Origin of the sequence: Maribacter vaceletii (genome assembly GCF_003634105.1) — a bacterium.
GTDB lineage: Bacteria > Bacteroidota > Bacteroidia > Flavobacteriales > Flavobacteriaceae > Maribacter_B > Maribacter_B vaceletii.
In genome coordinates, this window is the sequence record NZ_RBIQ01000013.1 from 1 (window position 1) to 21,964 (window position 21,964).

Here is a 21,964-nt window from a genome sequence, read left to right on the forward strand (position 1 = left end):
GGAACCGCAATAGAATATGGAGTAGCTATAGAGCCATCACCTGAAACTATTGTATTCGTCCCATCATTAAGTATTGTTTCCGTACCATCTGCAACTGGCAGCGTTACAGGCGCAGAAGCTACACCGTTAATAGTAGAGGTAATTTCACCACTAGCAATAGCGAGTGTATTCGTATTTACAATCGGTGCTGTTAAAGCTCCATCAGAATCTGTGATTGTTAACGTATTTACAGCAGAAGCAAACGCTGTGTTTGTTTCGTTAGTTACAGAGCCATCTACTTCTGTAGCGGTAACTACATAAGGAGTAGCAGCAGAACCATCACCTGTTACAACGTTAATCCCTGCACCAGTTACTTCCGTTTCCGTACCATCTGCAACAGGCAGCGTTACAGGAGCAGAAGCTACACCGTTAATAGTAGAAGTAATTTCACCACTAGCAATGTTGAGTGCATTCGTATTTACAATTGGCGCTGTTAAAGCTCCATCAGGATCAGTAATCGTTAAGGTGTTTACAGCAGAAGCAAACGCTGTGTTTGTTTCGTTGGTTACACTATTATCTAAGTTGTTTGGTACAGCAATAGTATATGGAGTAGCCGTAGAACCATCACCTGAAACTATTGTATTCGTCCCATCATTAAGTATTGTTTCCGTACCATCTGCAACAGGTAGCGTTACAGGCGCAGAAGCTACACCGTTTATAGTAGAGGTAATTTCACCACTAGCAATGTTGAGTGCATTCGTATTTACAATTGGCGCTGTTAAAGCTCCATCAGAATCAGTAATCGTTAAGGTGTTTACAGCAGAACCAAAAGCTGTGTTTGTTTCGTTAGTTACACTATTATCTAAGTTGTCAGGAACCGCAATAGAATATGGAGTAGCCGTAGAGCCATCACCTGAAACTATTGTATTCGTCCCATCATTAAGTATTGTTTCCGTACCATCTGCAACTGGTAGAGTTACAGGCGCAGAAGCTACACCGTTAATAGTAGAAGTAATTTCACCACTAGCAATAGCGAGTGTATTCGTATTTACAATTGGCGCTGTTAAAGCTCCATCGGGATCAGTAATCGTTAAGGTGTTTACAGCAGAAGCAAACGCTGTGTTTGTTTCGTTGGTTACACTATTATCTAAGTTGTTTGGTACAGCAATAGTATATGGAGTAGCCGTAGAACCATCTCCTGAAACTATTGTATTCGTCCCATCATTAAGTATTGTTTCCGTACCATCTGCAACTGGTAGAGTTACAGGCGCAGAAGCTACACCGTTAATAGTAGAAGTAATTTCACCACTAGCAATAGCGAGTGTATTCGTATTTACAATTGGCGCTGTTAAAGCTCCATCAGAATCTGTGATTGTTAAGGTGTTTACAGTAGAAGCAAAACCTGTGTTTGTTTCGTTGGTTACACTATTATCTAAGTTGTTTGGTACAGCAATAGTATATGGAGTAGCCGTAGAACCATCTCCTGAAACTATTGTATTCGTCCCATCATTAAGTATTGTTTCTGTACCATCCGCAACTGGTAGAGTTACAGGAGCAGAAGCTACACCGTTAATAGTAGAAGTAATTTCACCACTAGCAATAGCGAGTGCATTCGTATTTACAATTGGCGCTGTTAAAGCTCCATCAGGATCAGTAATCGTTAAGGTGTTTACAGCAGAAGCAAACGCTGTGTTTGTTTCGTTGGTTACACTATTATCTAAGTTGTTTGGTACAGCAATAGTATATGGAGTAGCCGTAGAACCATCTCCTGAAACTATTGTATTCGTCCCATCATTAAGTATTGTTTCCGTACCATCTGCAACTGGTAGAGTTACAGGCGCAGAAGCTACACCGTTAATAGTAGAAGTAATTTCACCACTAGCAATAGCGAGTGTATTCGTATTTACAATTGGCGCTGTTAAAGCTCCATCAGAATCTGTGATTGTTAAGGTGTTTACAGCAGAAGCAAAACCTGTGTTTGTTTCGTTAGTATCGTCTAAGTCATTATCCGCAGCAACATGTGTATCTAGGTTTGTTTGCACAAGAGCAATAGCATTATCCGCATCTAATTCATTTTGGTCCACATCATCTTGAACCGCAGTAACGCTATTTTGTATGGCAGTATCGTCATAGGCCAAAGCGCTTATATCTATAGACTGATTTCCGCCACCATCTGTTACAATTAAGTAAGTGCCGTCAAAAGAAATTCCTGTATTGTATTCATTGGTAGCATCGCCATCTGCTTCCGTAGTTAAATAACCATTATTAGCAACATAAGCATCTACATCTGCTTCTGATAATTGAGTATCTGTATCTACAGTATGCGGACCAATCTCAAAACCTAAAGCTTCTATTTCTGCTTGGGTAACAGAAGAACTTAAAAATTTAGATAAATCTACAGAACCGCCATTTTCTAAGGATAGAATATTGGTGCTATTATTAAAGCTTAAATTTTGGTTTACACCTCCACTGGCAGAACAAAGATTGCTCCATTGTGTGCCATCATAATAATGAATACATTGTGTATCGGTATTATAAACTAATGCACCGCGCAAAGGAGAAATGCTTTGCATTTGTGTATTAGATAATCTAGTTAGTACTAGTGCTTTATTTGTACTTTCTAATTCTACAATAGAAGATGGGTCTATAGTATCAGGTTGTTCTCCAATTTTTACTTGAGAAGTAGCAAATTGAATTCCGATTAGAAAGAATAGAAAACTTATTCTTTTAAAATACATGGTTCTGTGTTTTTTATTGCAATACATAATTGCTAGTAAAATTACCACGTATACTAAGGCTAACCATTAAAATGTTGTGTAGCACTTTAAAAATGTTGTGAAGAACAAATTATAAAGAAAAATCTTACATATAAAATGCTTTTAATCGATAAAATATGCAAGTGTAGGACTTGCCAAGTGTTTGGGAAAGTGAAGAAAATTATTTTTTTAACGTGCTAAATACATAAAACCCTGAAAATCCATTTGTAAATCTTGCATGGTTATTATATAAAAATAAACCCCAATAGGTAGCCCTTTTTCTTTGCCAAAAACTGTGGAGTTTACATTAGAAAACCCATTAAAATTATTAGTATAATTAACATCTTCATAGACTTTTAGACCATAACGGTCATATATTCTAATAGTATTGTTTGGAGATAACTCTAATTCCGGTATTACTAAGGTATCATTATTACCATCACCGTTTGGGGTTATTAGGTAGTTTTCTAGGGTTAGAATATTAGAGGCTAGATCGTCTGGATTGGTTACACTAGCAAAAGTTATAATTTCGTAATTGTCTGGGTTAAAAGTGTCTGATGTTACAAAACCTTGTGTTAAATCTCCTGCTGTATTGGTTGCTTTTAAATTTATCCATTGTCTAATGGTTTTGTTCCAACCTACTAGTACAATGCTGTTTACATCATCGGTGAGTAAGTCTAGTTGGCTATTTTGATTCCAGCTTATACTTACTGTAGAATTTATATTCCCTTCTAATCTCCAAAACTCTCTAGTACTTATAGATTTTATATTTACGGGCTTTTGTTGGGTGTTAAATTGCGTATTAAGAGAACTTGGATTATCTGGGTTTTCTCTGAAATAGGCACATTTTGCAAGAGAATTTACATTAGAAGAATTTAAAATTAAAGGCCTAAGTTCTTCACTATCTCCTACAGGAAACGTAAAATTTTGTTGGTTGGTAATTGCCACATACCCATCTACTTTAGAAAAGTTACTAGAGCCTACATAAGCAGCATTGGTTAAAAAGTTTAAATAGGAGGTAGATTGTGTTTTAATGGTTCTAAAATCGCCAACAATAAAGTTGGTATTATTAGTGTTGTCTATGTTTAGACTTAATAATACGCCATCTTCATTAGCTATTTCTGTGTCATAAAATTGGGGTACAAAAGCACCTGCAATAGTAATTGTATAAGTACCGTAAAAGCCTGCTAATCCAAGGTTACCATCAAAAGGAGCATTATTAATAAAATTGGTATGAAACCCTAGTTGCCCTTGGTCATGTATTTGTATAGATCCATTATTAAACAAGGCAGTTTGTGCTTGTATAGAAATAGTGAAAATTAATATAAATATGTAAAGTAGTTTTTTCAAGTTTTATTTATTTGAAAGCATTTCTTTAATAAGCTCTATTTCTTTTTTAAGAGAATTAAGCTCTTTAGATAAATTATTTTTATCCTTTTCTAAAGCCTTAATTTTCTTTTCTTGTTCTATAGTATGAAGGAATAATTCTTCTATTTTTTCAAGGTTAATTTGTGAGGCCTCACCTAGATTCCAAAAACCTTGTTCTTTAATTTCTTTTGCAGATTTAATACCTGGTAAATGGTGGTTTTCTTTTATGAAATTTTCAATAATAGTTAAATCATTGAATGTGTATGAAGGATTAAGAGGAGAAAAGTCATTGAAATACTTTTGAAAAACGTAATCAGGAACGACTAAATTTCCATTAAGAAGAATATTATCACCAACACTTAATCCTCCAGTTGTAGCAATATCTTGACCTCCAAAATTTGGATTTATTTTCGTGCCATCAATACTAGCAGTAAGGTTAATATCTGCATTCGTAATACTATTAAGAGATATTCCAACTTTAGCTGTATTTAAAGCAATAGCATTGTTTTGAGTTATTTGTTCTGTTTGTAAAAGTGAAATATTATTAGTAATTGTAGTTGTTGTTAGGGTATAAGGATTTAATGAAGTTCCATCTCCAGTTACATCTATAGTAGAATTTAGAGCATCAATAATAGTTTCAGAGCCATCCCCAGCAGTGGCAGTTAAAATATATGGATTAGTAGTAGTCCCAGTTCCGGCTACTCCCACGGTAGAGTTTGCGGCATCAATAATAGTTTCAGAGCCATCCCCAGCAGTGGCAGTTAAAATATATGGATTAGCAGTAGTCCCAGTTCCGGCTACTCCCACGGTAGAGTTTGCGGCATCAATAATAGTTTCAGAGCCATCCCCAGCAGTGGCAGTTAAAATATATGGATTGGCAGTAGTCCCAGTTCCGGCTACTCCCACGGTAGAGTTTGCGGCATCAATAATAGTTTCAGAGCCATCCCCAGCAGTGGCAGTTAAAATATATGGATTAGCAGTAGTCCCAGTTCCGGCTACTCCCACGGTAGAGTTTATGGCATCAATAATAGTTTCAGAGCCATCGGCACCACTAGTGAGTATAGGTGATAAATCTACACCAGTACCACCAGTAATATTTATAGTATTTCCTGTTCGGGTTAAATTTTGTTCATCCGTATTATCTAAATAAGGCGTTAGTGGTACACTATTACCTCCAGTAATAGCCAAGGTATTTGCTGTAATACTTAGTGTTTGGCTATCCGTGTTTACAGTACCAGGAGGTAAATTTACTGAACCACCATTAGTAAGAGATATTCTAGTGCCTGCTGGGTTTATACTTAATTGTTGTATTTCATTATTCTCATCGCCATCGGTATCATTCGTATTTGCAGTAGTATTTGCTTGTATTGCAGCAGTTACAGTTCCAGATACTGCCAAAGGGCTAGCAACAGAGCCATTTCCTGTAATAGTAGCATCAGTATTAACATTGGTTAAACTTGTTGCATTTGCCCAGAGTACAATACCATTTTCATCTGTAGTAAGTACTTGGTCTGGATCAGTGTTTGCAAAATCTACAGGTTCTATAGAATTGTCTAGTAGTTCATTTGTACCTACAGCGTTATCACTAAGTTCGTTCGCAGTAACAGAGTTCTCTGCTAGTTTGCTAGTGTCTATAGAGTTATCAGCTAACTGTTCTCCGCGAATAATACCAACTTCTATATGGTTTATATCGCCTTGTGGGGTAATAACAATAGTTCTAAAGTCATTTACCAAGGGGTCTGTGGTTAGGTTACTAATACCACCAGCTTCACAAAGGTTAATCCATATGGTTCCTGTATAGTAGTGTATACATTCTTCATCAATATTATACACCATACCACCAGGGCTTGGTGTAATAGCATTCATCTGGGCAGTAGTAACTCTAGTTATTACTAAAACATGCGAGGTACTTTCTAACTCTAATACAGAAGAGGCATCTATAGTTTGCGGATTATCGCCAATTTTTATTTGGCCATAAGTGGAAAGGCAAAAACAGAAGCTAAAAAATAATGTCGTTATTATTAATTTCATAAGGTTCTCATTTATACGCTATTGCAAATAGAGTAGCTAACAAAAATAAAATTATATACCTATTAGTACACTAATAAATAGTAAAATTTTATAGCTTTAAGATTAAGTGAAGAACATATACGATAAACGGTGTTTAAAAGGTGGCTTGAAATTAACAAAAGTTTAGTTACTCTAGTTTTTTTTAACCAACAACAAGTAGTTTCTTTATAAATCCTAAAATAACCATATGAAAAATGTACTGATATTGGCTTTTTTTATTTCTATAGTATCTTATGCTCAGGAAGATAGAAGCCTTTTAAGAGGAAAGGTATTGTATAGAGATATTAGTGTGCCTAATGAGAATGTTATTAATTCTACTTCTGAAATGGCTACAATAACCAATACAAATGGAGAGTTTGCTATTAAAGTAAAAGAAGGGGACGAGCTAGTTTTTACAGCAGTTAATTACCAATTAAAAGTAGTGCGTATTACTACAGAAATATTAAAAAATAATAGACTGGTAGTAGAAGTAAATGAAAAGGTAACCGAGTTAGAAGAGGTGGTAGTTACTCCAGAAGACCAAGAGCGTTTTTTAGCTATGAAAAACGAGAAATTTAAAGAAATAGAATACGAAACAGACCGTACTACAGAGGTAGAAAATGTAGCAATATCGCAAAGTGAAAGAGGCTTAAAAGACGGACTTAATTTTGTGAATATATTTAGAGCAATGTTTAAATCTTCCAGTGAAAATAAGGAAGAAGAAGGGCCTAAATTAAAGGTTAGTCAAGTTTTAAGACAAGTATATGACGACCAATTTTTTGTGTCTGATTTACAAATACCGCAAGATAAAATAAATGCGTTTTTGTTTTATTGTGATGCGCGTATGCCTGCAAAATCGTTACTTAAAAAAGAAAATGAGTTTCAGCTTATTGATGCTTTAGTAAACCACAGCAAAACATTTCTAACCGAAATTAATGCAAAAGAATAAACTACTTTTTATACTAGTAGTAGGTATGGCTTCTATGGCAGAAGCGCAAACTCCTTTTTCTAAAGAAATAGAAGGTAAAGTGGTAAGTAAAAATGAAGATGTAGCAGCAGTTCATGTGCAAAATATTAGCACCCAAAGAGCTACTATAACAGACCTTAACGGTTATTTTACTATTAAAGCTACTGTAAATGATACTTTGGTAATTTCTGCCGTACAATTTAAGAGAAAAGAGATTGTAGTTAGCACAGATATGTTACAAAGTTCTTTATTACAAATACCTTTAGAAGATTCTTTAACCCAGTTAGATGAAGTAGTGGTAATGCCATATAATTTATCTGGCGATATTTCTAAAGATTTAAATACCTTAAAAACAGAAGAAGTAGTCACTGCATCTACTTTAGAACTACCTAATGCTTATGTTAAACCTATTTCTAAAGCAGAAAGAGAATTGTTTGAGGCAACAACAGGAGGTGGAATTCCATTAAACCCAATAATTAACGGTATTTCTGGTCGTACTAAAATGCTTAAAAATAGAATTAAGCGAAATGAAAAATACGAAAGAACGCAAAGGGTTAGAGCTTTTTATGCAGATTCTCTTATTACATCGGATTTAAAAATTCCAGAGGTGAAAATAGCTGACTTTATGTATTTTTGTGAGGTAGATACCACTTTTTCTTCGGTAGTAGATACCCATGACCATTTAAAAATATGGGAGTTTTTACGTAAAAAGAGTATAGCGTATAGAAAAAATAACTACCTAGATTAATGTGTTACTTTTGGCATAAACCTTGCTAGCTATATATTCCTAAAACAACAATAAAAACTATGTATAAAAAAGTATTATTACTATGTATACTGCCTTTATTTGCATTTACAATGGTGCATAAATATTATATAAGTGTTACGAATGTAACCTATTCAGAAAAAGACCAAGCAATACAAATTATTAGCAGGGTTTTTGTAGATGATATGGAGTTACTTTTAAAAGAACGTTATGATCTACAAGCAAACCTAGCTACAGATAAAGAATCTGATGCGGCAGAAAAATATGTAGAAAAATATTTTAATTTAAAATTTGCAGTAACTATTAATGGTGAAAAAGCTTCTTGTAAGTTCCTAGGAAAAAAATATGAAGACGATTTAATGTTGTGTTATATAGAAATACCAAACGTAAATAATAAAGAACTACAATCTATTGCAATACAAAATGAAGTTTTAATAGATTTATATGAAGAGCAACAAAATATAGTGCACGTTAAAATCAATGACGATAAAAAAACAGTAATTCTTACCAGAGAAAATAATAAAGGAATGTTAAACTTTTAACATTTCTTAATAAATAGTTAAAAAAACTTTAATTTTCAGCGACTAAATAAAATAGATTAACAATTATGAATAGAATTAAGTATTGCTTTGCAACGCTTTTTTTCCTGTTTGTTGCAGTTGGCTTTGCGCAAGAAACAGGAACTAAAGAAAGAGAATCTGGACACACCAACCAGAATAAATTTAAACAACTGTATGAGGAGTTTTCTACTCCAAACACCTACAGGTCTGCTTCTGGAGCACCAGGACCAGATTATTACCAACAGCAGGCAAACTACATAATGCATATTACATTAGATGATACTAATGCTAAAATATATGGAGAAGAAACTATTACATACATAAATAATTCTCCAGATAATTTAGAGTATTTATGGGTACAGTTAGATCAGAATGTAAGAGCAAAAGATTCTAAGTCTCCTTTACGTAATGGTGGCGGAGTGCCATTGGCAGAACAACCAGGTTCTTTTGCAGGAAAGTATTTAACACAGCCTTTTGATGGTGGTTTTAATATAGAGCATGTAAAAGATGCGTCTGGTAAGGCGCTGTCTTATACCATTAACCAAACCATGATGCGTATAAATATACCTACGCCATTAAAAAGTAAAGATCAAATAGAATTTTCTATAAAGTGGAATTATAATATACCGGACCATACCATAAACAGGGCACGTTCTGGTTTTGAGTACTTTGCTAAAGACGATAATAGAGCCTATGTAATTGCACAGTTTTTTCCAAGAATGGCAGTGTATAATGATGTAGAAGGATGGCAAAATCATCAATTCTGGGGTAGTGGAGAGTTTGCATTACCATTTGGAGATTATGAAGTAAATATTACCGTGCCAGCAGACCATATTTTAGATGCAACAGGAACCCTTCAAAATAGAAAAGAAGTTTTCTCTAGAGAGATGATGAAGCGTTACGAAAAAGCAAAAAAATCGTATGATAAGCCTGTGATTATTGTAACACAAGCAGAAGCAGAAGCTGCAGAAAAAACAAAATCTACAACAACAAAAACATGGAAGTTTAAAGCAAAAAATGTGCGTGATTATGGTTTTGCAACCTCTCGTAAGTTTATTTGGGACATGCAAGCTGTAAAAGTTGGAAGTAAAGATGTAATGGCAGTTTCTATGTATCCTAAAGAAGGGAATCCTTTATGGGAAGAGTATTCTACAAAAGCTGTTGCGCATGCATTAAAGTCTTATTCGGAACACTCTTTAGAGTATCCTTATCCAAAAGCAATATCGGTACATGCTAAGCAGCAGGGAATGGAGTATCCAATGATTTGTTGGAACTATGGTAGACCAAATGAAGATGGTACCTACGCAGACCAAGTAAAATTTGGGATGATAAGTGTAATTATTCATGAAGTTGGTCACAACTTTTTTCCAATGATTGTTAATTCTGATGAACGCCAATGGGGGTGGATGGATGAAGGTTTAGACACTTTTTTACAGTATATGGCAGAACAAGAATTTGGAGAAATATATCCAGAAGCAATAGCTCCTAATAAAAAATACCCATCTAGAAGAGGAGAACCAGCAAAAATTGTTCCTTACATGAGTGGTGATCAGAGCAAAATTGCGCCAATAATGAGTAACCCAGAAAACGTATATCAATTAGGGCCAAATGCTTATGCAAAACCAGCAACAGCTTTAAATATATTACGAGAAACGGTAATGGGAAGAGAGCTTTTTGATCATGCTTTTAAAACCTATTCAGAAAGATGGAAATTTAAACACCCAACACCAGAAGATTTCTTTAGAACTATGGAAGATGCTTCTGCGGTAGATTTAGATTGGTACTGGAGAGGATGGTTTTATACTACAGATTATGTAGATATAGGTGTAAAAGGAATTAAAAAATATTATGTTAGTAACAAGCCAAGTAAGCAAATGCTAGAATACATGGCAGCTCGTAATATATCCGAAGCAGATTTACCGCCATTAGTATATTTAGCAGATGAAGAAGCAGAAGGTTTTGATGCAGCGTTAAAAGGTAAAGCACCAACAGAAAATTCTAAAAGCTTAAAAGAATTTATGATGGATAATATGACCGCAGCAGAACGTGCAGCAGTTAAAGAACCAAAATATTTTTATGAGGTTACTTTTAATAAGCCAGGAGGTATTCCAATGCCATTAATTGTAGAATATACCTATGCAGATGGTACCACAAAAAATATTACATATCCTCCAGAAGTTTGGAGAAAAAATGATAAAGAAGTAAAACTAGTAATTTCTTCTATGAGCGAGCTAAAAGGTATTGTAGTAGACCCTAAATTAGAGACTGCAGATATTGATACAAGCAATAATTCTTGGCCTAAAAAAGAGGAAAAATCTGATTTTGATAATTTTAAAAATAAAACAAAAGGATAGTGTAAATATTTCCTTTGCAAAAGCCCTGTTAATAGCAGGGCTTTTTTTATGTAGCTATATAAACTTTATTATATTTGTGGTATGCTAGCATTACATTTTTTATTTATTAGTGGCGCCGAGATATTTTTTATCCTATTTATTGTGGTAATGGTGTTTGGTGCAGACAAAGTTCCTGGTATAGCTAAGGGGTTAGGTAAAGGTATGCGTCAATTAAGAGATGCTACAGACGATATTAAAAGAGAAATTAAAAATAGTGCCGATAAGCAAGGCATAGATACAAGCTTTACAGACGATATTAAAAAAGAAATAGACGAGGTAAAGAAAAATGTAAGTGACGTTACTGGGACTATTAAAAGGCAATAGTTTCTATGTTAGAACAACTATTACAATGGGATCAAGAGCTTTTTGTTTACCTTAATAGTTTAGGTTCTACTCCTTATGATTTTTTTTGGATTACCGTTACTACCATTCAAAATTGGATTCCAATCTTTATTCTTTTTTTTATAATTGTAGCTTTAAAATACCCTAAAAAAGAAGCTTTATTTGTTGTTTTAACGGTTGTAGCATTGGCAATCTTTATTACGCAGTTTACAGATGTTGTTAAACATGCTTTAGAAAGACTGCGACCTAATAATACTCCAGAAATTAAAGAATATATTAGAATATTAAAAAATCCAGGAAGCTATAGTTTTTTCTCTGGTCATTCCTCTAGTTCTTCTTCCATAGCAACCTTGTTGTATTTATTTTTGAGAAAAAGATTTAAAGGCGCTTTACTCTTTTTTATTTGGCCACTACTTTTTGCGTATAGTAGAATATATGTTGGGGTTCATTACCCTTTAGACATAATTGTTGGTACAGCAGTTGGTGTGCTGAGTGCATTTTTATTTTATGCAATGTATTTAAAAATTATAGTACCCTACTTAAAGTTAAACCATCCCTAATTGGTAATAGGACGGTTTCTACCCTAGGGTCTTCTTTTAATTGTAAATTAAAATCTAGTAATATTTTTGTAGCCTTATCTTTGGGGTCTAGAGGTTCTACTACTTTTCCAGACCATAAAACATTATCTGTTAAAATTACACTGCCTGGTTTTGTTTTTTTTAATACCGCTTCAAAATACTGTGGATAATCTGTTTTTTTTGCATCAATAAAAACCAAATCAAAAGTTATATCTAAATTAGGAATAACCTCCAGCGCATTTCCTATATGTTGCGTAATTTGTGCCCCATAACCACTTTCGTTAAAATACCTGCGTTGCATTTCTTCTAATTCATCATTAATTTCTATGGTGTGTAAAGCTCCGTTTTTAGAAAGACCTTCTGCCAAACATAAGGCAGAATACCCTGTATAGGTGCCAATTTCTAAAATGTTTTTGGGATAAATTATTTTAGAAAGCATACTAAGAACTCTACCTTGAAAATGACCAGTAATCATTCTTGGTTGTATAACTTTTAAATGCGTTTCTCTAGTAAGTTTTTGTAAAATTTCTGGCTCTTTTTCCGAGTTGTTTTTTATGTATTCTTCTAATAAGGGCGATAAAAAATGCATACTTACTTTTTAGCAAAAATATGTATTTAGGATAAGATAGTTACTAATGCTATATGTATTTAAGTAGATGATTTTTTCCTTTAAAAGGAAAGAGAAATTTAATTGGGGTTAAAATTATCTTTTTTGATGTTGTATTTTTGAGAAAAATCTAGGAATGAAGTTTCAGAACACATTACAATTTGCACAGCAATTAGACAAAGAAGATACTTTACATAGCTACCAAAACGATTTTCATTTTCCAGTGGTTAATGGAAAAAAGAGTATTTATTTATGTGGAAATTCTTTAGGCTTACAGCCAAAGCAAACTAAAGGTTATGTAGATGATGTAATGCAAGATTGGGCTTCCTTAGCTGTAGAGGGGCATTTTTATGCAGAAAAGCCGTGGTGGGACTATCATGAGCGTTTAGCAGAGCCTTTAGCAAAAATTGTTGGAGCAAAAACTAATGAAGTTTCTGTGATGAATACCCTAACAGTAAACTTACATTTATTAATGGTTTCTTTTTACAACCCTACTAAGAAACGTTTTAAGATTATTTGTGAAGAAAAAGCATTTCCATCGGATCAATATATGTTACAAAGTCAGCTTCGTTTTCATGGTTTTACAGAAGAAGATGCATTAGTAGAGGTAAAGAAAAGAGAAGGCGAAAATTTTTGGCGTACAGAAGATGTTGTAGCAAAAATTAATGAAGTTGGCGAGGAACTTGCGTTAGTACTTATTGGTGGCGTTAATTACTATAACGGACAAGTTTTTAATATGGAAGAAATTACCCGAGCAGGTAAAAGTGTTGGTGCTAATGTAGGTTGGGATTTGGCTCATGCTGCAGGAAATATTGAAATGCAATTACATGATTGGGATGTAGATTTTGCAGCTTGGTGTAGTTATAAATATATGAATAGTGGCCCTGGAAATGCTTCCGGTGTTTTTATTAATGAAAAGCATTTAAATAATCCAGATATTCCTCGTTTTGAAGGTTGGTGGGGAACCAAAAAAGAAACGCGTTTTCTTATGAAACCAGAGTTTGAACCTATGGAAAATGCAGATGCATGGCAGCTAAGTAATCCTCCAGTATTATCTGTTGCACCTTATTTAGCATCTTTACAATTGTTTAATGCTGTAGGTATGGAGAAAATTGTAGCAAAAAGAAATCGTATAGTTTCTTATTTAGAGTTTGTTTTACAAGAAGTAGATAAGGAAGTTACTAGTTCTTTTGAAATTATAACTCCAGAAGATAGAGGAACACAACTTTCTGTTTTATTACATGGGCAAGGAAGACCTTTGTTTGATTATTTAATGAAAAATGGGGTTATTTTAGACTGGAGAGAACCCAATGTAATACGTGTTGCGCCAGCACCTTTATATTGCTCTTATGAAGATGTTTTCTCTTTTGGACAGATATTAAAAGAAGGAATTATACATCTTACAAGCTAGTAAATTTTAGCTTTTAAGTCTGTAAAATATAATTTAAAATCACTTTCTGCTTTTTTATGCATTTTAGAAATTTGTAAACCATTCTCTTTAGAATAATCTTCCCATGTAGTTACCATAGATGCTTCTTCTTGGTTTCCTTTTCTAAAAACCCATTCTTTTATTATGTAGTCTTCTCCAAAATAAAAATCATAAGCATCTCCGGGAGTATAACCACCTTTATTACCATAGATAATAGTAAGTTTTTGACATGCATTTTTAGAAATAGGAGCCTCTATATTAATTGCATGATTAAAAGTGTAGTTTTTAGAATCCCAGATAAGATTAAAAGGCGCTAATAACCAAAATTTATCATTAATAAACCCACCATTAACCTTTGTTGTAACACTATCTAAATTATTGCGGTTATAGGTAATAGTATCTTTTTTTACTATACGAGTAACTTGACTTTTTTGCGTATTCCAAATCCATTTACGTTCAAAATGAGACGTGTCTCTATCTACATTAAAAGAAAATTCAATTTCTTTTACCTGTTTCCAATTTTCAAATCCATGAGCGTAAGCAATCTTTTCGGGAATAGTTTGTTCTTTTTCATCTGTAGATAGCTTTGTTTTTTTGTCTGTTTTACAAGCTGTTAAAAGAATAAAAAATAGGGGTATAGAATAAATAATTGCTTTCATTTTTCTCACATTTTGTATTAAAGGTATTAATAAAGATAAGTTTCACCTATTTTTGTTTTATTAAAACGATACTATAGTGACCTTCTTAAGAAAACTGTGTCTTATAATCATAAGCAACCAATTCAACCCAAAATTGGCAAAAAATGACCCGTATAAAGACATTTCGGATGAGGAGCTCGTTGCAAAAATAGTGAGTAAAAAAGATTCTATGCTATTTGGCGCTTTGTATGATAGGTATGCCAAATTAGTGTATAATAAGTGTTATGGCTTTGCTAAGTCCCAAGATGAAGCAAATGATTTAACACAAGATGTTTTTTTAATGCTATTTGTAAAGCTTAGTTCTTTTAAAGGGAAATCTAAATTTTCGACCTGGTTATATTCCTTTACCTATAACTTTTGCGTTAATTATGTAAACCGTGATAGAGGAAGAAAAATAAGTGATAACTCAGGAACTATAGAAGACAATGAAAATGTAATTTCTGTAGAAGTTACAGATGAAAGTTTGTATGATTTACAAGTAGTTAAATTAAAAAAGGCATTAGAGTTAATTTCACCAGAAGATAAATCTATCTTGTTATTAAAATACCAAGATAATGTGTCTATAAAAGAACTAGAGGAATTACTAGAGCTAAGTAGTAGTGCGGTTAAGATGCGCCTCAAAAGAGCAAAAGCAAAAATTGTGGAAATCTATAAAACATTACCATAGATGAAAGAACAAGATAATCCATTTAAAAAAATACAAGGAGAACTGAAAGAAGTACCTCCTGAGTTACGACAAAAAGTAATGTCAGATGTTGCAAGAGCCAAATTGTTAATGGACTTAGCAACACTCTTTACGGGGAATTATTCTTCCTTGTTAGAAGGGCTTTTAAAAACAAACAGTAAGAATAAAAATTAAACAAAATACTTTTAAGAAATACAGTATGGAAACTTTTGAAAATTTAATGTCAGATTCTTTAAGCTCTATAGTTAAAGACATAGTATCTGCCTTACCAGGAATTATTGGCGCTGTTATAGTTTTAGTAATTGGGTGGATTTGTATTAAAATCGTAAAAATTGTTTTAAAGAAAATATTAAAAATTGCTAACATTGATAAGCTGTCTAAAAAAGTTAATGATGCAAAGCTCTTTGGGGATGATAGTAAGGTAGAAGTAGATTTAGGAAAAGTAATATTAGGCTTTGTAAAAGGAATTTTACTTTTAGTATTTACCATTGTAGCTGCAGATGTTTTAGGTCTTAGCGTTATCTCAATAGAAATAGCAAACCTGTTACATTACTTACCAATACTTTTGAGCGCTGTGGTAATTTTTATGATTGGTATGTTTGCCGCAAAAATTATAAAAAAAGCTATTACCAGTGTTTTTGACTCTATGGGAGTAGGGGGGGCTAAAGTAATTAGTAACATTATATATTATATAATACTAATTTTTGTTTTAGTTACTTCTTTAAACCAAGCGGGTATAGATACAACGATTGTAACAAGTAATTTTACTATTGTTTTAGGAGCTTTTTTACTTACAGTGGCTATAGCATTAGGGTTAGGTTCTAGAGAAGTAGTAGGAGATTTGTTACGAACTTTTTATAGTCGTAGAATTTATGAAGTTGGCGATAAAATAAAATTTAAAGATATAGAAGGTACCGTAGAAGCAATAGATAATGTTTCTATGGTGTTAAAAACCAAAAAAGGAAAAACAGTAGTACCTATTCGTAAAGTTGTAGAAAGTACTGTTGAAGTTGAGGATTAGTATTAAACTAATATATTATTCTCCAAAAAAGGGCGTTACACCTATAGACCTAGACAAAGTTATAACAATGTTACGGTAACTATAAAATTCCCAATAAATTGATTAATTTTGTTGTGCATAAATTAAATAGAAGATGAGTTCAAAAAAAGGAAAAATACAAGAGGCTATAGACGAAAAAATGTTAGAAGAACGCAAAGTATTCCTATGGGGTATGGTTGATGATGATTCTGCAAAACATGTTATAGATAGATTATTGTATTTAGATATGCAGAATAATAAAGAAATACAATTGTACATAAACAGTCCGGGAGGTTATGTAACTTCTGGTTTTGCAATGTACGATACAATTAAATCTTTAAAGAGTCCTGTTTCTACAATATGTACTGGTTTAGCAGCATCTATGGGTTCTATCTTACTTTCTGTAGGAAAAAAAGGAAGACGTTTTATACAACCTCATGCGCAAGTTATGATACACCAACCAAGTGGTGGCGCAAGAGGGCAAGCTTCTAATATAGAAATACAAGCTAAAGAAATTATTAAAACTAAAGAATTAAGTGCTCGTATTTTAGCAGATAATTGTGGTCAAGATTATGATAGAGTAATGAAAGATTTTGATAGAGATTATTGGATGGGAGCAGAGGAGTCTATTGCTTATGGTATTGTAGATGGTATTTTAGAGTAAATCTAAAAACAATAAGAAAATTAAAAAGGTTCATCAGAAATGATGAACCTTTTTTGGTTGGTTAATTAGGAGTTGTATCTCATTTTGATACTAGAACTCCTTTTTTTATTTGAATAATAGGGAATTCTGTTCTTCTGTTTAATTCTAACTCTTCTGGAGAACAATCTTTTTTACTAGTACAATGGTTTATTAATTTTCGTTTGCCATAGCCCTTATAAGATAAAATATGCGCTTCTAGAACACCGTTTGCAATTAAATATTCATAGGTAGATTTAGCTCTACTTTCAGACAAACGGTCATTATAGCTATTACTACCAACAGGATCTGTATGGGCTTCTAATTTAATAATCATATCTGGATACATATTGGTCATTACATTAACCACTTTATCCAGTTCTTTGGCTGCATCAGGCCTTATGTCACTTTTATTAAAATCAAAATATATTTTATTTAAATTGGCCAGTAATTTTAAATCCAGGATAGGCTCTAAAACAATATCTTGACGAATCATTTTTGTGCTATGGCTTACAGTATGCGTATTTAAAAATACATTTTCATGTGGGTGTGTTCTACGAACAGCTTCAATCATATAACTAGTATTCCTGTTTATAGGTAATCTATAATATCCATTTTCATCAGTAGTTGTTTCTGCTGCAAGTGTACTTGTTTTTTGGTCAAAAAGTCTAATTTTTACACTGTCTAAAGGTTTTAAATTTATACCATCTGTAACCACTCCTTCAATATCTAAAGCAGGTGTAAATTTAAATTTGTAAATATCATCACTACCTTTACCACCCTCGCGGTTAGAACTTACGTATCCTGTTATACCATTTGTTTCTCCAAAATACCCAAAATCATCTGCAGAGCTATTCATTGGGGTACCTAGGTTTATAACATCTACAATTTTACCATCCTCATCCGTTATGGTAGAAAAAACATCTAATTGCCCAAAACCAACATGCCCATCAGAAGAGAAAAATAATTTACCTTCTTTATTTATAAAAGGAAACATTTCATTGCCTTCTGTATTTACAGTTGGACCCGCATTAATTGGAGAACCAACACCACCACGTTCATGAATAATGGAATAATAAATATCTGTACCTCCAAAACCTCCAGGTTTATCAGAAGTATAATAAATTCGCTTTCTATCTGGAGAAACCGTAGGGTGTCCAGTAGAATAGTAATCGCTATTTATTCGCAGACTTCTATTTTCGTTCCAAGCACCATCTTCTTTTATAGCACTATAGATTTTTAAATTTATTTCGTTTAGAGCACCATAACCTTCTTTCTTCTCATAGTAGTTATTACGGGTAAAGTAAATAATAGTGTCATTCTTATAATCTGTAGAAAAAGCAACAGAACTTTCATGAAACTTGGTATTTATTGTTCCTTTTAGTTTTTTTGGGGTAGACATTGGGTTGTTTTCTTGTACTTGAAAAATGTCTAACCATGGTTCTTCATTCCAACCATAAACTTTGTTTTCCGTTTCTGTTTTCCTAGAAGATGCAAAATATAAATTTCCTTGATGTGAGAAAGTGCCAAAATCACTTTCTGGAGAGTTAAAAGAAACTGGTTCTACATCATAACGTTGTCTACTATTAAATACTACAGATGCTAAATTTCCATCCTTTAAAAAACGTTTAACTCTAGAATCGTTCTTGTTATACTTTTTATATTTTTTTAAATATTTTTCGGATTCTTTTCGTTGTCCATCACTGTAAAGCGCCATTGCATATTTAAAATAATAATCTGTAGGAAGCATCGCATCATTAATTATTGCTTCAAAATGCGGAATAGCTTTTTTGTAGTCTCTAATTAAAAGGTAACATTCTGCTAATTGTTGGTGTGCATAACTAGTATTAAGGTCTCCCTTAATCATTTTTTCATATTCTTTTATGGCCTTGATATAAGAGAATTGACCAAAATAATAATCTCCCTTTTTTTGAGCTCCGTATTGTGCTGAAGAAATTTGTATAGCCAGGAATAGAAACGCTAGTAGATTCCAAATTTTTAAGTTTTTCATAATCTTTTCTTTTTAGGATTAGAAATATCTAGGGGATTTTACAGGTCCCATTACTTTTTTAACAAGTTCATAAATAAGAATTATTTCATGAGTTCCTCCTGTATAAGGTTTTATAGTTGAGGTTGGTAAATCATATGCATACCCAATTCGTATATCTTTAGAAATCTGATAATCCATCATAGCTCCAAAATTCGATGCATCATTAAAACGGTATGAAGCTCCTATCCAAAATTTTTCATTAAATAAAAAATTAACAGTAACATCAAAAGTAGCAGGAGCGCCATTTGTAAACTTAGAAATAATAGTAGGTTTAAATTTAAGTGTTTCAGACATATCTAAAACCAAACCACCTATTGCATAATAACTGTTGCGTTCTATAGCTTTAAATTCACCTTCATTTAAATCGGTGTTTAATATTCTTGGAGAAGATACTCCAGCATACCAACGATTACTACCTACAAAAACGCCTGCTCCAAAGTTAGGATTCCAGCTATTAAAATTATCATTAAAGAATGGGTCGCTAATATCTGGATTAGATAATGTGTAGTTTGAAAAACCAGCTTTTAAACCAAAAGACATTTTAACTTCTGAGGTTAATAAAACAGAATAAGAAAAATCTCCGTAAATATAGTTTGTACTTTCATCTCCTAAACGGTCGTTAATATAAGAAAGTCCTAAGCCAATTCTCTCATCACGTAATGGTGTATGGATAGATAAAGTATTTGTTCTAGGGTTACCTTCTAAACCAGCCCATTGGTTTCTGTGAAGAGCAGTTACATTTAATGTTTCTCTGCTTCCCGCATAAGCAGGGTTTACCGATATAGTATTGTACATATATTGCGTAAACTGAGGTAACTGTTGCGCCTTTGACAAAAGACTTGTTAAAAAAATACATCCAAAAAATAATATTTTAGATAGTTTCATATAAAAAAGGTTAGTGGTTGTTAAAAAATTGTAAGATTGGTTTTACATTTATACTCTACAAAGCAACAAAATTGTAGTATAAACCAGTATTAAAGCCGACTAACCAAATCTAAAATTCGATGGAATGTTAAAACTTCGTTTAACTGCTTTTTTTTAAAGATTAGAGTTTTGTATATAAAATGATATTTATCGATTTAAGCCCTTTTTTATCGGGGTTTGGTAAATGCATTTAACTAAAAAAGGAGGAACTTAGTCCTCCTTTTTTAGCTGTGATTGTTATTGATTATTCTGTTCCTAAATATATATAACCATTAATTGGTTTAAATTCTCTGTTTGTAACATTGATTATATAATAGTATGTACCTGCAGGTAATACTCCAGATTTTCCAAAAGAACCGTTTGGAGCAAAACCTCCCCAGTCATTCTCATAATTTTCAGATTCAAAAACTTTTTTACCCCATCTATTAAATAGCATTACATGGAAATCAAAATCACAATTTTCTACTCCGGTTATGGTAAATAAGTCATTAATTCCGTCTCCGTTAACAGTTACTGCTTTAGAAATAATTACATCTTTTAGACCGCATGGAACACAATCTGCATTTACATTTATAGTATATTCTGCATAAAATTTACAAGAAGTATCTGTAGAAGAGTAAGAAATAATATATTCTCCTACTTCAGAATTAATTGGGTCAAAATAGCTTCCATTTAGGGTAGTATTTTCACTTCTAATTTCAAATACTCCATTGGTATCAAAGCTTTCTGGTAAATAGTTTATTAAGTCTATTTCAGGATCCTCAATGCAAACATCAATAGAAATTAATTCTACTTGGGGCTGCATTACAAATATTATTTGTTCAAATGTTTCCATGTTATCACAAGAATCGGTAACATTCCAAGTTCTTACAATCATATAATCATCTGTATCTGTAGAGAATTGCTCTTCTTCTGTAAATACTACTTCAAAATCTCCACAACCGCCCATAAACTCTAGAGCTGGAACTTCTGGAATATCCTCGCCACAAGTAATTGTAATTTCTTGATTATAGTTACTTGCAGTAATAGGACCTGTAGGTTCTATAGTAATAGTTTGCGTATGTGTATTATCATTACCAGCACAATCTACTGCAGTCCAAGCTCTAGTTATTACATAACCTGTAGAACAGTTTCTATCATTAGTGGCTGTTTCTGTGTATGTTACAGTTGCATTAGCATCACAATTATCTGCAATTGTTAAAGACTCTGCATCAGGAACTGCATCACAGGCAACAGTAATATTTTGTGGTAATGTTTCTACAAAAGTTGGTGCAGTAGTATCTTCTACCGTAATGGTTTGTGTGTGAGTTCGACCATTACCAACACAATCGGTTACTGTCCAAGTTCTAGTTATTGTATATTCTGATGGGCAAGAATCATCATGACCAGTTAAGTTTTCTACAACATCTACAGTGTAAGCACAATCCTTAGCATTTAGTATAATTGTAGGGATTGTAGGTACAGCATCACAACTTACCGTTTGGTCTTCTGGAAAATCTGTATCACTATCATTATCATTAATTGTTCCTCTTGCTGTATTTGTAGGTTGCCCATTTACAAATTCAATACCAATGTTAGAAACAATATTAGAAAGTACAACTGTAAATTGTTCTTGATTTTCTACTAAAATATCATCGATTATTGGTACTTGAATATCGAACGATTTAACTGTTGGTTCAAAAGTTAATGTTCCTGATGTTTCTGTAAAATCATTAGGACTTATAGCAGTTCCAATAGCAGTAGTATAATCTACAGTTACGTTCTCTCCAATATTTCCTGTTAAGGTAACATTGAAGATAGCATAATCATCTGTGCCTTCTGTAACAATTACTTCTGTTTGAGTAAATTGAATTCCGTCGCCTGGGTTGGTATCATCGTTAATGATTGTACCAGTTTTAGTATTGGTTGTATTCCCGTCTACAAATCCGGTAGTAAATCCGTTTGCTGTAGAAATATTAGAAAGTTCAACGGTAAAGTTTTCATCTGCTTCGATGTTTAGGTCTTCAATGACATCTACAAGAATAGTTTGTGATGTATTCCCGCTAGAAAAGTTGATTGTACCATTAGTCATTGTAAAGTCACTAGCATCGGCAGT

General features: G+C 33.0%; 19 protein-coding genes. 11 read left to right on the forward strand and 8 right to left on the reverse strand.

Translation table 11 applies throughout. From position 1 onward, the window contains the following. The 3 genes from CLV91_RS15650 to CLV91_RS15660 all read right to left on the reverse strand — a co-directional run. A partial coding sequence (locus CLV91_RS15650) for a beta strand repeat-containing protein (protein WP_147406431.1) occupies positions 1-2,717 on the reverse strand: 2,717 nt, incomplete at its 3' end. Between the two features lie 207 nt (positions 2,718-2,924). Beyond that, the gene (locus CLV91_RS15655; protein ID WP_121069177.1) at positions 2,925-4,085 is read right to left on the reverse strand and encodes a gliding motility-associated C-terminal domain-containing protein; all 1,161 of its coding nucleotides are present in this window, start codon (positions 4,083-4,085) and stop codon (positions 2,925-2,927) included. Between the two features lie 3 nt (positions 4,086-4,088). Then, positions 4,089-6,134, reverse strand: coding sequence for a hypothetical protein (locus tag CLV91_RS15660; protein ID WP_121069178.1), 2,046 nt, complete (start codon positions 6,132-6,134; stop codon positions 4,089-4,091). Between the two features lie 226 nt (positions 6,135-6,360). On the opposite strand from CLV91_RS15660, the gene CLV91_RS15665 reads away from it, so the two are divergent. From CLV91_RS15665 to CLV91_RS15690, 6 genes are all read left to right on the forward strand, one after another. Beyond that, complete coding sequence (locus CLV91_RS15665) at positions 6,361-7,101, forward strand: carboxypeptidase-like regulatory domain-containing protein (protein WP_121069179.1); 741 nt, start codon at positions 6,361-6,363, stop codon at positions 7,099-7,101. Then, the gene (locus CLV91_RS15670) at positions 7,088-7,867 is read left to right on the forward strand and encodes a carboxypeptidase-like regulatory domain-containing protein (RefSeq protein ID WP_121069180.1); all 780 of its coding nucleotides are present in this window, start codon (positions 7,088-7,090) and stop codon (positions 7,865-7,867) included. Before CLV91_RS15665 ends, CLV91_RS15670 begins: the two co-directional genes overlap by 14 nt. A 59-nt stretch (positions 7,868-7,926) precedes the next feature. Next, positions 7,927-8,427 (forward strand): DUF6702 family protein, encoded by a 501-nt coding sequence (locus tag CLV91_RS15675; RefSeq protein ID WP_121069181.1) that lies wholly within the window; start codon positions 7,927-7,929, stop codon positions 8,425-8,427. Between the two features lie 65 nt (positions 8,428-8,492). Next, positions 8,493-10,799: a M1 family metallopeptidase gene (locus CLV91_RS15680; protein ID WP_121069182.1), complete on the forward strand. Its 2,307-nt coding sequence runs from the start codon at positions 8,493-8,495 to the stop codon at positions 10,797-10,799. An 81-nt stretch (positions 10,800-10,880) separates the two neighbouring features. Beyond that, a complete protein-coding gene (locus CLV91_RS15685) occupies positions 10,881-11,162 on the forward strand; it encodes a Sec-independent protein translocase subunit TatA/TatB (protein ID WP_121069183.1) in 282 nt (93 codons plus the stop codon). A 5-nt stretch (positions 11,163-11,167) separates the two neighbouring features. Further along, on the forward strand, positions 11,168-11,740 hold the full coding sequence (locus CLV91_RS15690) for a phosphatase PAP2 family protein (protein ID WP_121069184.1): 573 nt from the start codon (positions 11,168-11,170) through the stop codon (positions 11,738-11,740). On the opposite strand, the gene CLV91_RS15695 is transcribed toward CLV91_RS15690, so the two are convergent. Beyond that, complete coding sequence (locus CLV91_RS15695) at positions 11,706-12,347, reverse strand: O-methyltransferase (protein WP_121069185.1); 642 nt, start codon at positions 12,345-12,347, stop codon at positions 11,706-11,708. The two genes, CLV91_RS15690 and CLV91_RS15695, sit on opposite strands and share 35 nt — an antisense overlap. Before the next feature lie 154 nt (positions 12,348-12,501). Here CLV91_RS15695 and kynU point away from each other — a divergent pair, with 154 nt between their 5' ends. Next, entirely contained in the window at positions 12,502-13,776 is a 1,275-nt protein-coding gene (gene kynU / locus CLV91_RS15700; protein WP_121069186.1) for a kynureninase, read from the forward strand. Here the strand turns inward: kynU and CLV91_RS15705 are convergent. Next, a complete protein-coding gene (locus CLV91_RS15705) occupies positions 13,773-14,453 on the reverse strand; it encodes a hypothetical protein (protein WP_121069187.1) in 681 nt (226 codons plus the stop codon). The two genes, kynU and CLV91_RS15705, sit on opposite strands and share 4 nt — an antisense overlap. A 76-nt stretch (positions 14,454-14,529) precedes the next feature. Between CLV91_RS15705 and CLV91_RS15710 the strand changes: the two genes are divergently transcribed. The 4 genes from CLV91_RS15710 (at position 14,530) to CLV91_RS15725 (ending at position 16,880) form a co-directional block, all read left to right on the forward strand. Beyond that, positions 14,530-15,159 carry an RNA polymerase sigma factor gene (locus CLV91_RS15710; RefSeq protein WP_245987202.1) on the forward strand — a complete coding sequence of 210 codons (630 nt, stop codon included), beginning with the start codon at positions 14,530-14,532 and terminating at the stop codon, positions 15,157-15,159. After that, positions 15,160-15,351, forward strand: a complete 192-nt coding sequence (locus CLV91_RS15715) for a hypothetical protein (RefSeq protein ID WP_121069188.1) — start codon at positions 15,160-15,162, stop codon at positions 15,349-15,351. Positions 15,352-15,376: 25 nt separating this feature from the next. Further along, a complete protein-coding gene (locus tag CLV91_RS15720) occupies positions 15,377-16,198 on the forward strand; it encodes a mechanosensitive ion channel family protein (RefSeq protein ID WP_121069189.1) in 822 nt (273 codons plus the stop codon). A gap of 133 nt (positions 16,199-16,331) precedes the next feature. Beyond that, the gene (locus CLV91_RS15725; protein ID WP_121069190.1) at positions 16,332-16,880 is read left to right on the forward strand and encodes a ClpP family protease; all 549 of its coding nucleotides are present in this window, start codon (positions 16,332-16,334) and stop codon (positions 16,878-16,880) included. A 79-nt stretch (positions 16,881-16,959) separates the two neighbouring features. Here the strand turns inward: CLV91_RS15725 and CLV91_RS15730 are convergent, their stop codons facing one another. The 3 genes from CLV91_RS15730 to CLV91_RS16920 all read right to left on the reverse strand — a co-directional run. Further along, complete coding sequence (locus tag CLV91_RS15730) at positions 16,960-18,906, reverse strand: OmpA family protein (RefSeq protein WP_121069191.1); 1,947 nt, start codon at positions 18,904-18,906, stop codon at positions 16,960-16,962. Positions 18,907-18,924: 18 nt separating this feature from the next. After that, positions 18,925-19,830, reverse strand: coding sequence for a PorP/SprF family type IX secretion system membrane protein (locus CLV91_RS15735; RefSeq protein WP_121069192.1), 906 nt, complete (start codon positions 19,828-19,830; stop codon positions 18,925-18,927). Positions 19,831-20,113: 283 nt separating this feature from the next. After that, a partial coding sequence (locus CLV91_RS16920; protein ID WP_170146774.1) for a Calx-beta domain-containing protein occupies positions 20,114-21,964 on the reverse strand: 1,851 nt, incomplete at its 5' end.

What these genes read in the sequence shown, in the direction of transcription:
- CLV91_RS15685 (WP_121069183.1), top strand. Translation starts at nt 10,881, where the DNA reads ATGCTAGCATTACATTTTTTATTTATTAGTGGCGCCGAGATATTTTTT.
- CLV91_RS15725 (WP_121069190.1), top strand. Translation starts at nt 16,332, where the DNA reads ATGAGTTCAAAAAAAGGAAAAATACAAGAGGCTATAGACGAAAAAATG.
- CLV91_RS15715 (WP_121069188.1), top strand. Translation starts at nt 15,160, where the DNA reads ATGAAAGAACAAGATAATCCATTTAAAAAAATACAAGGAGAACTGAAA.
- CLV91_RS15695 (WP_121069185.1), bottom strand. Translation starts at nt 12,347, where the DNA reads ATGCATTTTTTATCGCCCTTATTAGAAGAATACATAAAAAACAACTCG.
- CLV91_RS15705 (WP_121069187.1), bottom strand. Translation starts at nt 14,453, where the DNA reads ATGAAAGCAATTATTTATTCTATACCCCTATTTTTTATTCTTTTAACA.
- CLV91_RS15690 (WP_121069184.1), top strand. Translation starts at nt 11,168, where the DNA reads ATGTTAGAACAACTATTACAATGGGATCAAGAGCTTTTTGTTTACCTT.
- CLV91_RS15720 (WP_121069189.1), top strand. Translation starts at nt 15,377, where the DNA reads ATGGAAACTTTTGAAAATTTAATGTCAGATTCTTTAAGCTCTATAGTT.
- kynU (WP_121069186.1), top strand. Translation starts at nt 12,502, where the DNA reads ATGAAGTTTCAGAACACATTACAATTTGCACAGCAATTAGACAAAGAA.
- CLV91_RS15670 (WP_121069180.1), top strand. Translation starts at nt 7,088, where the DNA reads ATGCAAAAGAATAAACTACTTTTTATACTAGTAGTAGGTATGGCTTCT.
- CLV91_RS15665 (WP_121069179.1), top strand. Translation starts at nt 6,361, where the DNA reads ATGAAAAATGTACTGATATTGGCTTTTTTTATTTCTATAGTATCTTAT.
- CLV91_RS15730 (WP_121069191.1), bottom strand. Translation starts at nt 18,906, where the DNA reads ATGAAAAACTTAAAAATTTGGAATCTACTAGCGTTTCTATTCCTGGCT.
- CLV91_RS15660 (WP_121069178.1), bottom strand. Translation starts at nt 6,134, where the DNA reads ATGAAATTAATAATAACGACATTATTTTTTAGCTTCTGTTTTTGCCTT.
- CLV91_RS15680 (WP_121069182.1), top strand. Translation starts at nt 8,493, where the DNA reads ATGAATAGAATTAAGTATTGCTTTGCAACGCTTTTTTTCCTGTTTGTT.
- CLV91_RS15735 (WP_121069192.1), bottom strand. Translation starts at nt 19,830, where the DNA reads ATGAAACTATCTAAAATATTATTTTTTGGATGTATTTTTTTAACAAGT.
- CLV91_RS15675 (WP_121069181.1), top strand. Translation starts at nt 7,927, where the DNA reads ATGTATAAAAAAGTATTATTACTATGTATACTGCCTTTATTTGCATTT.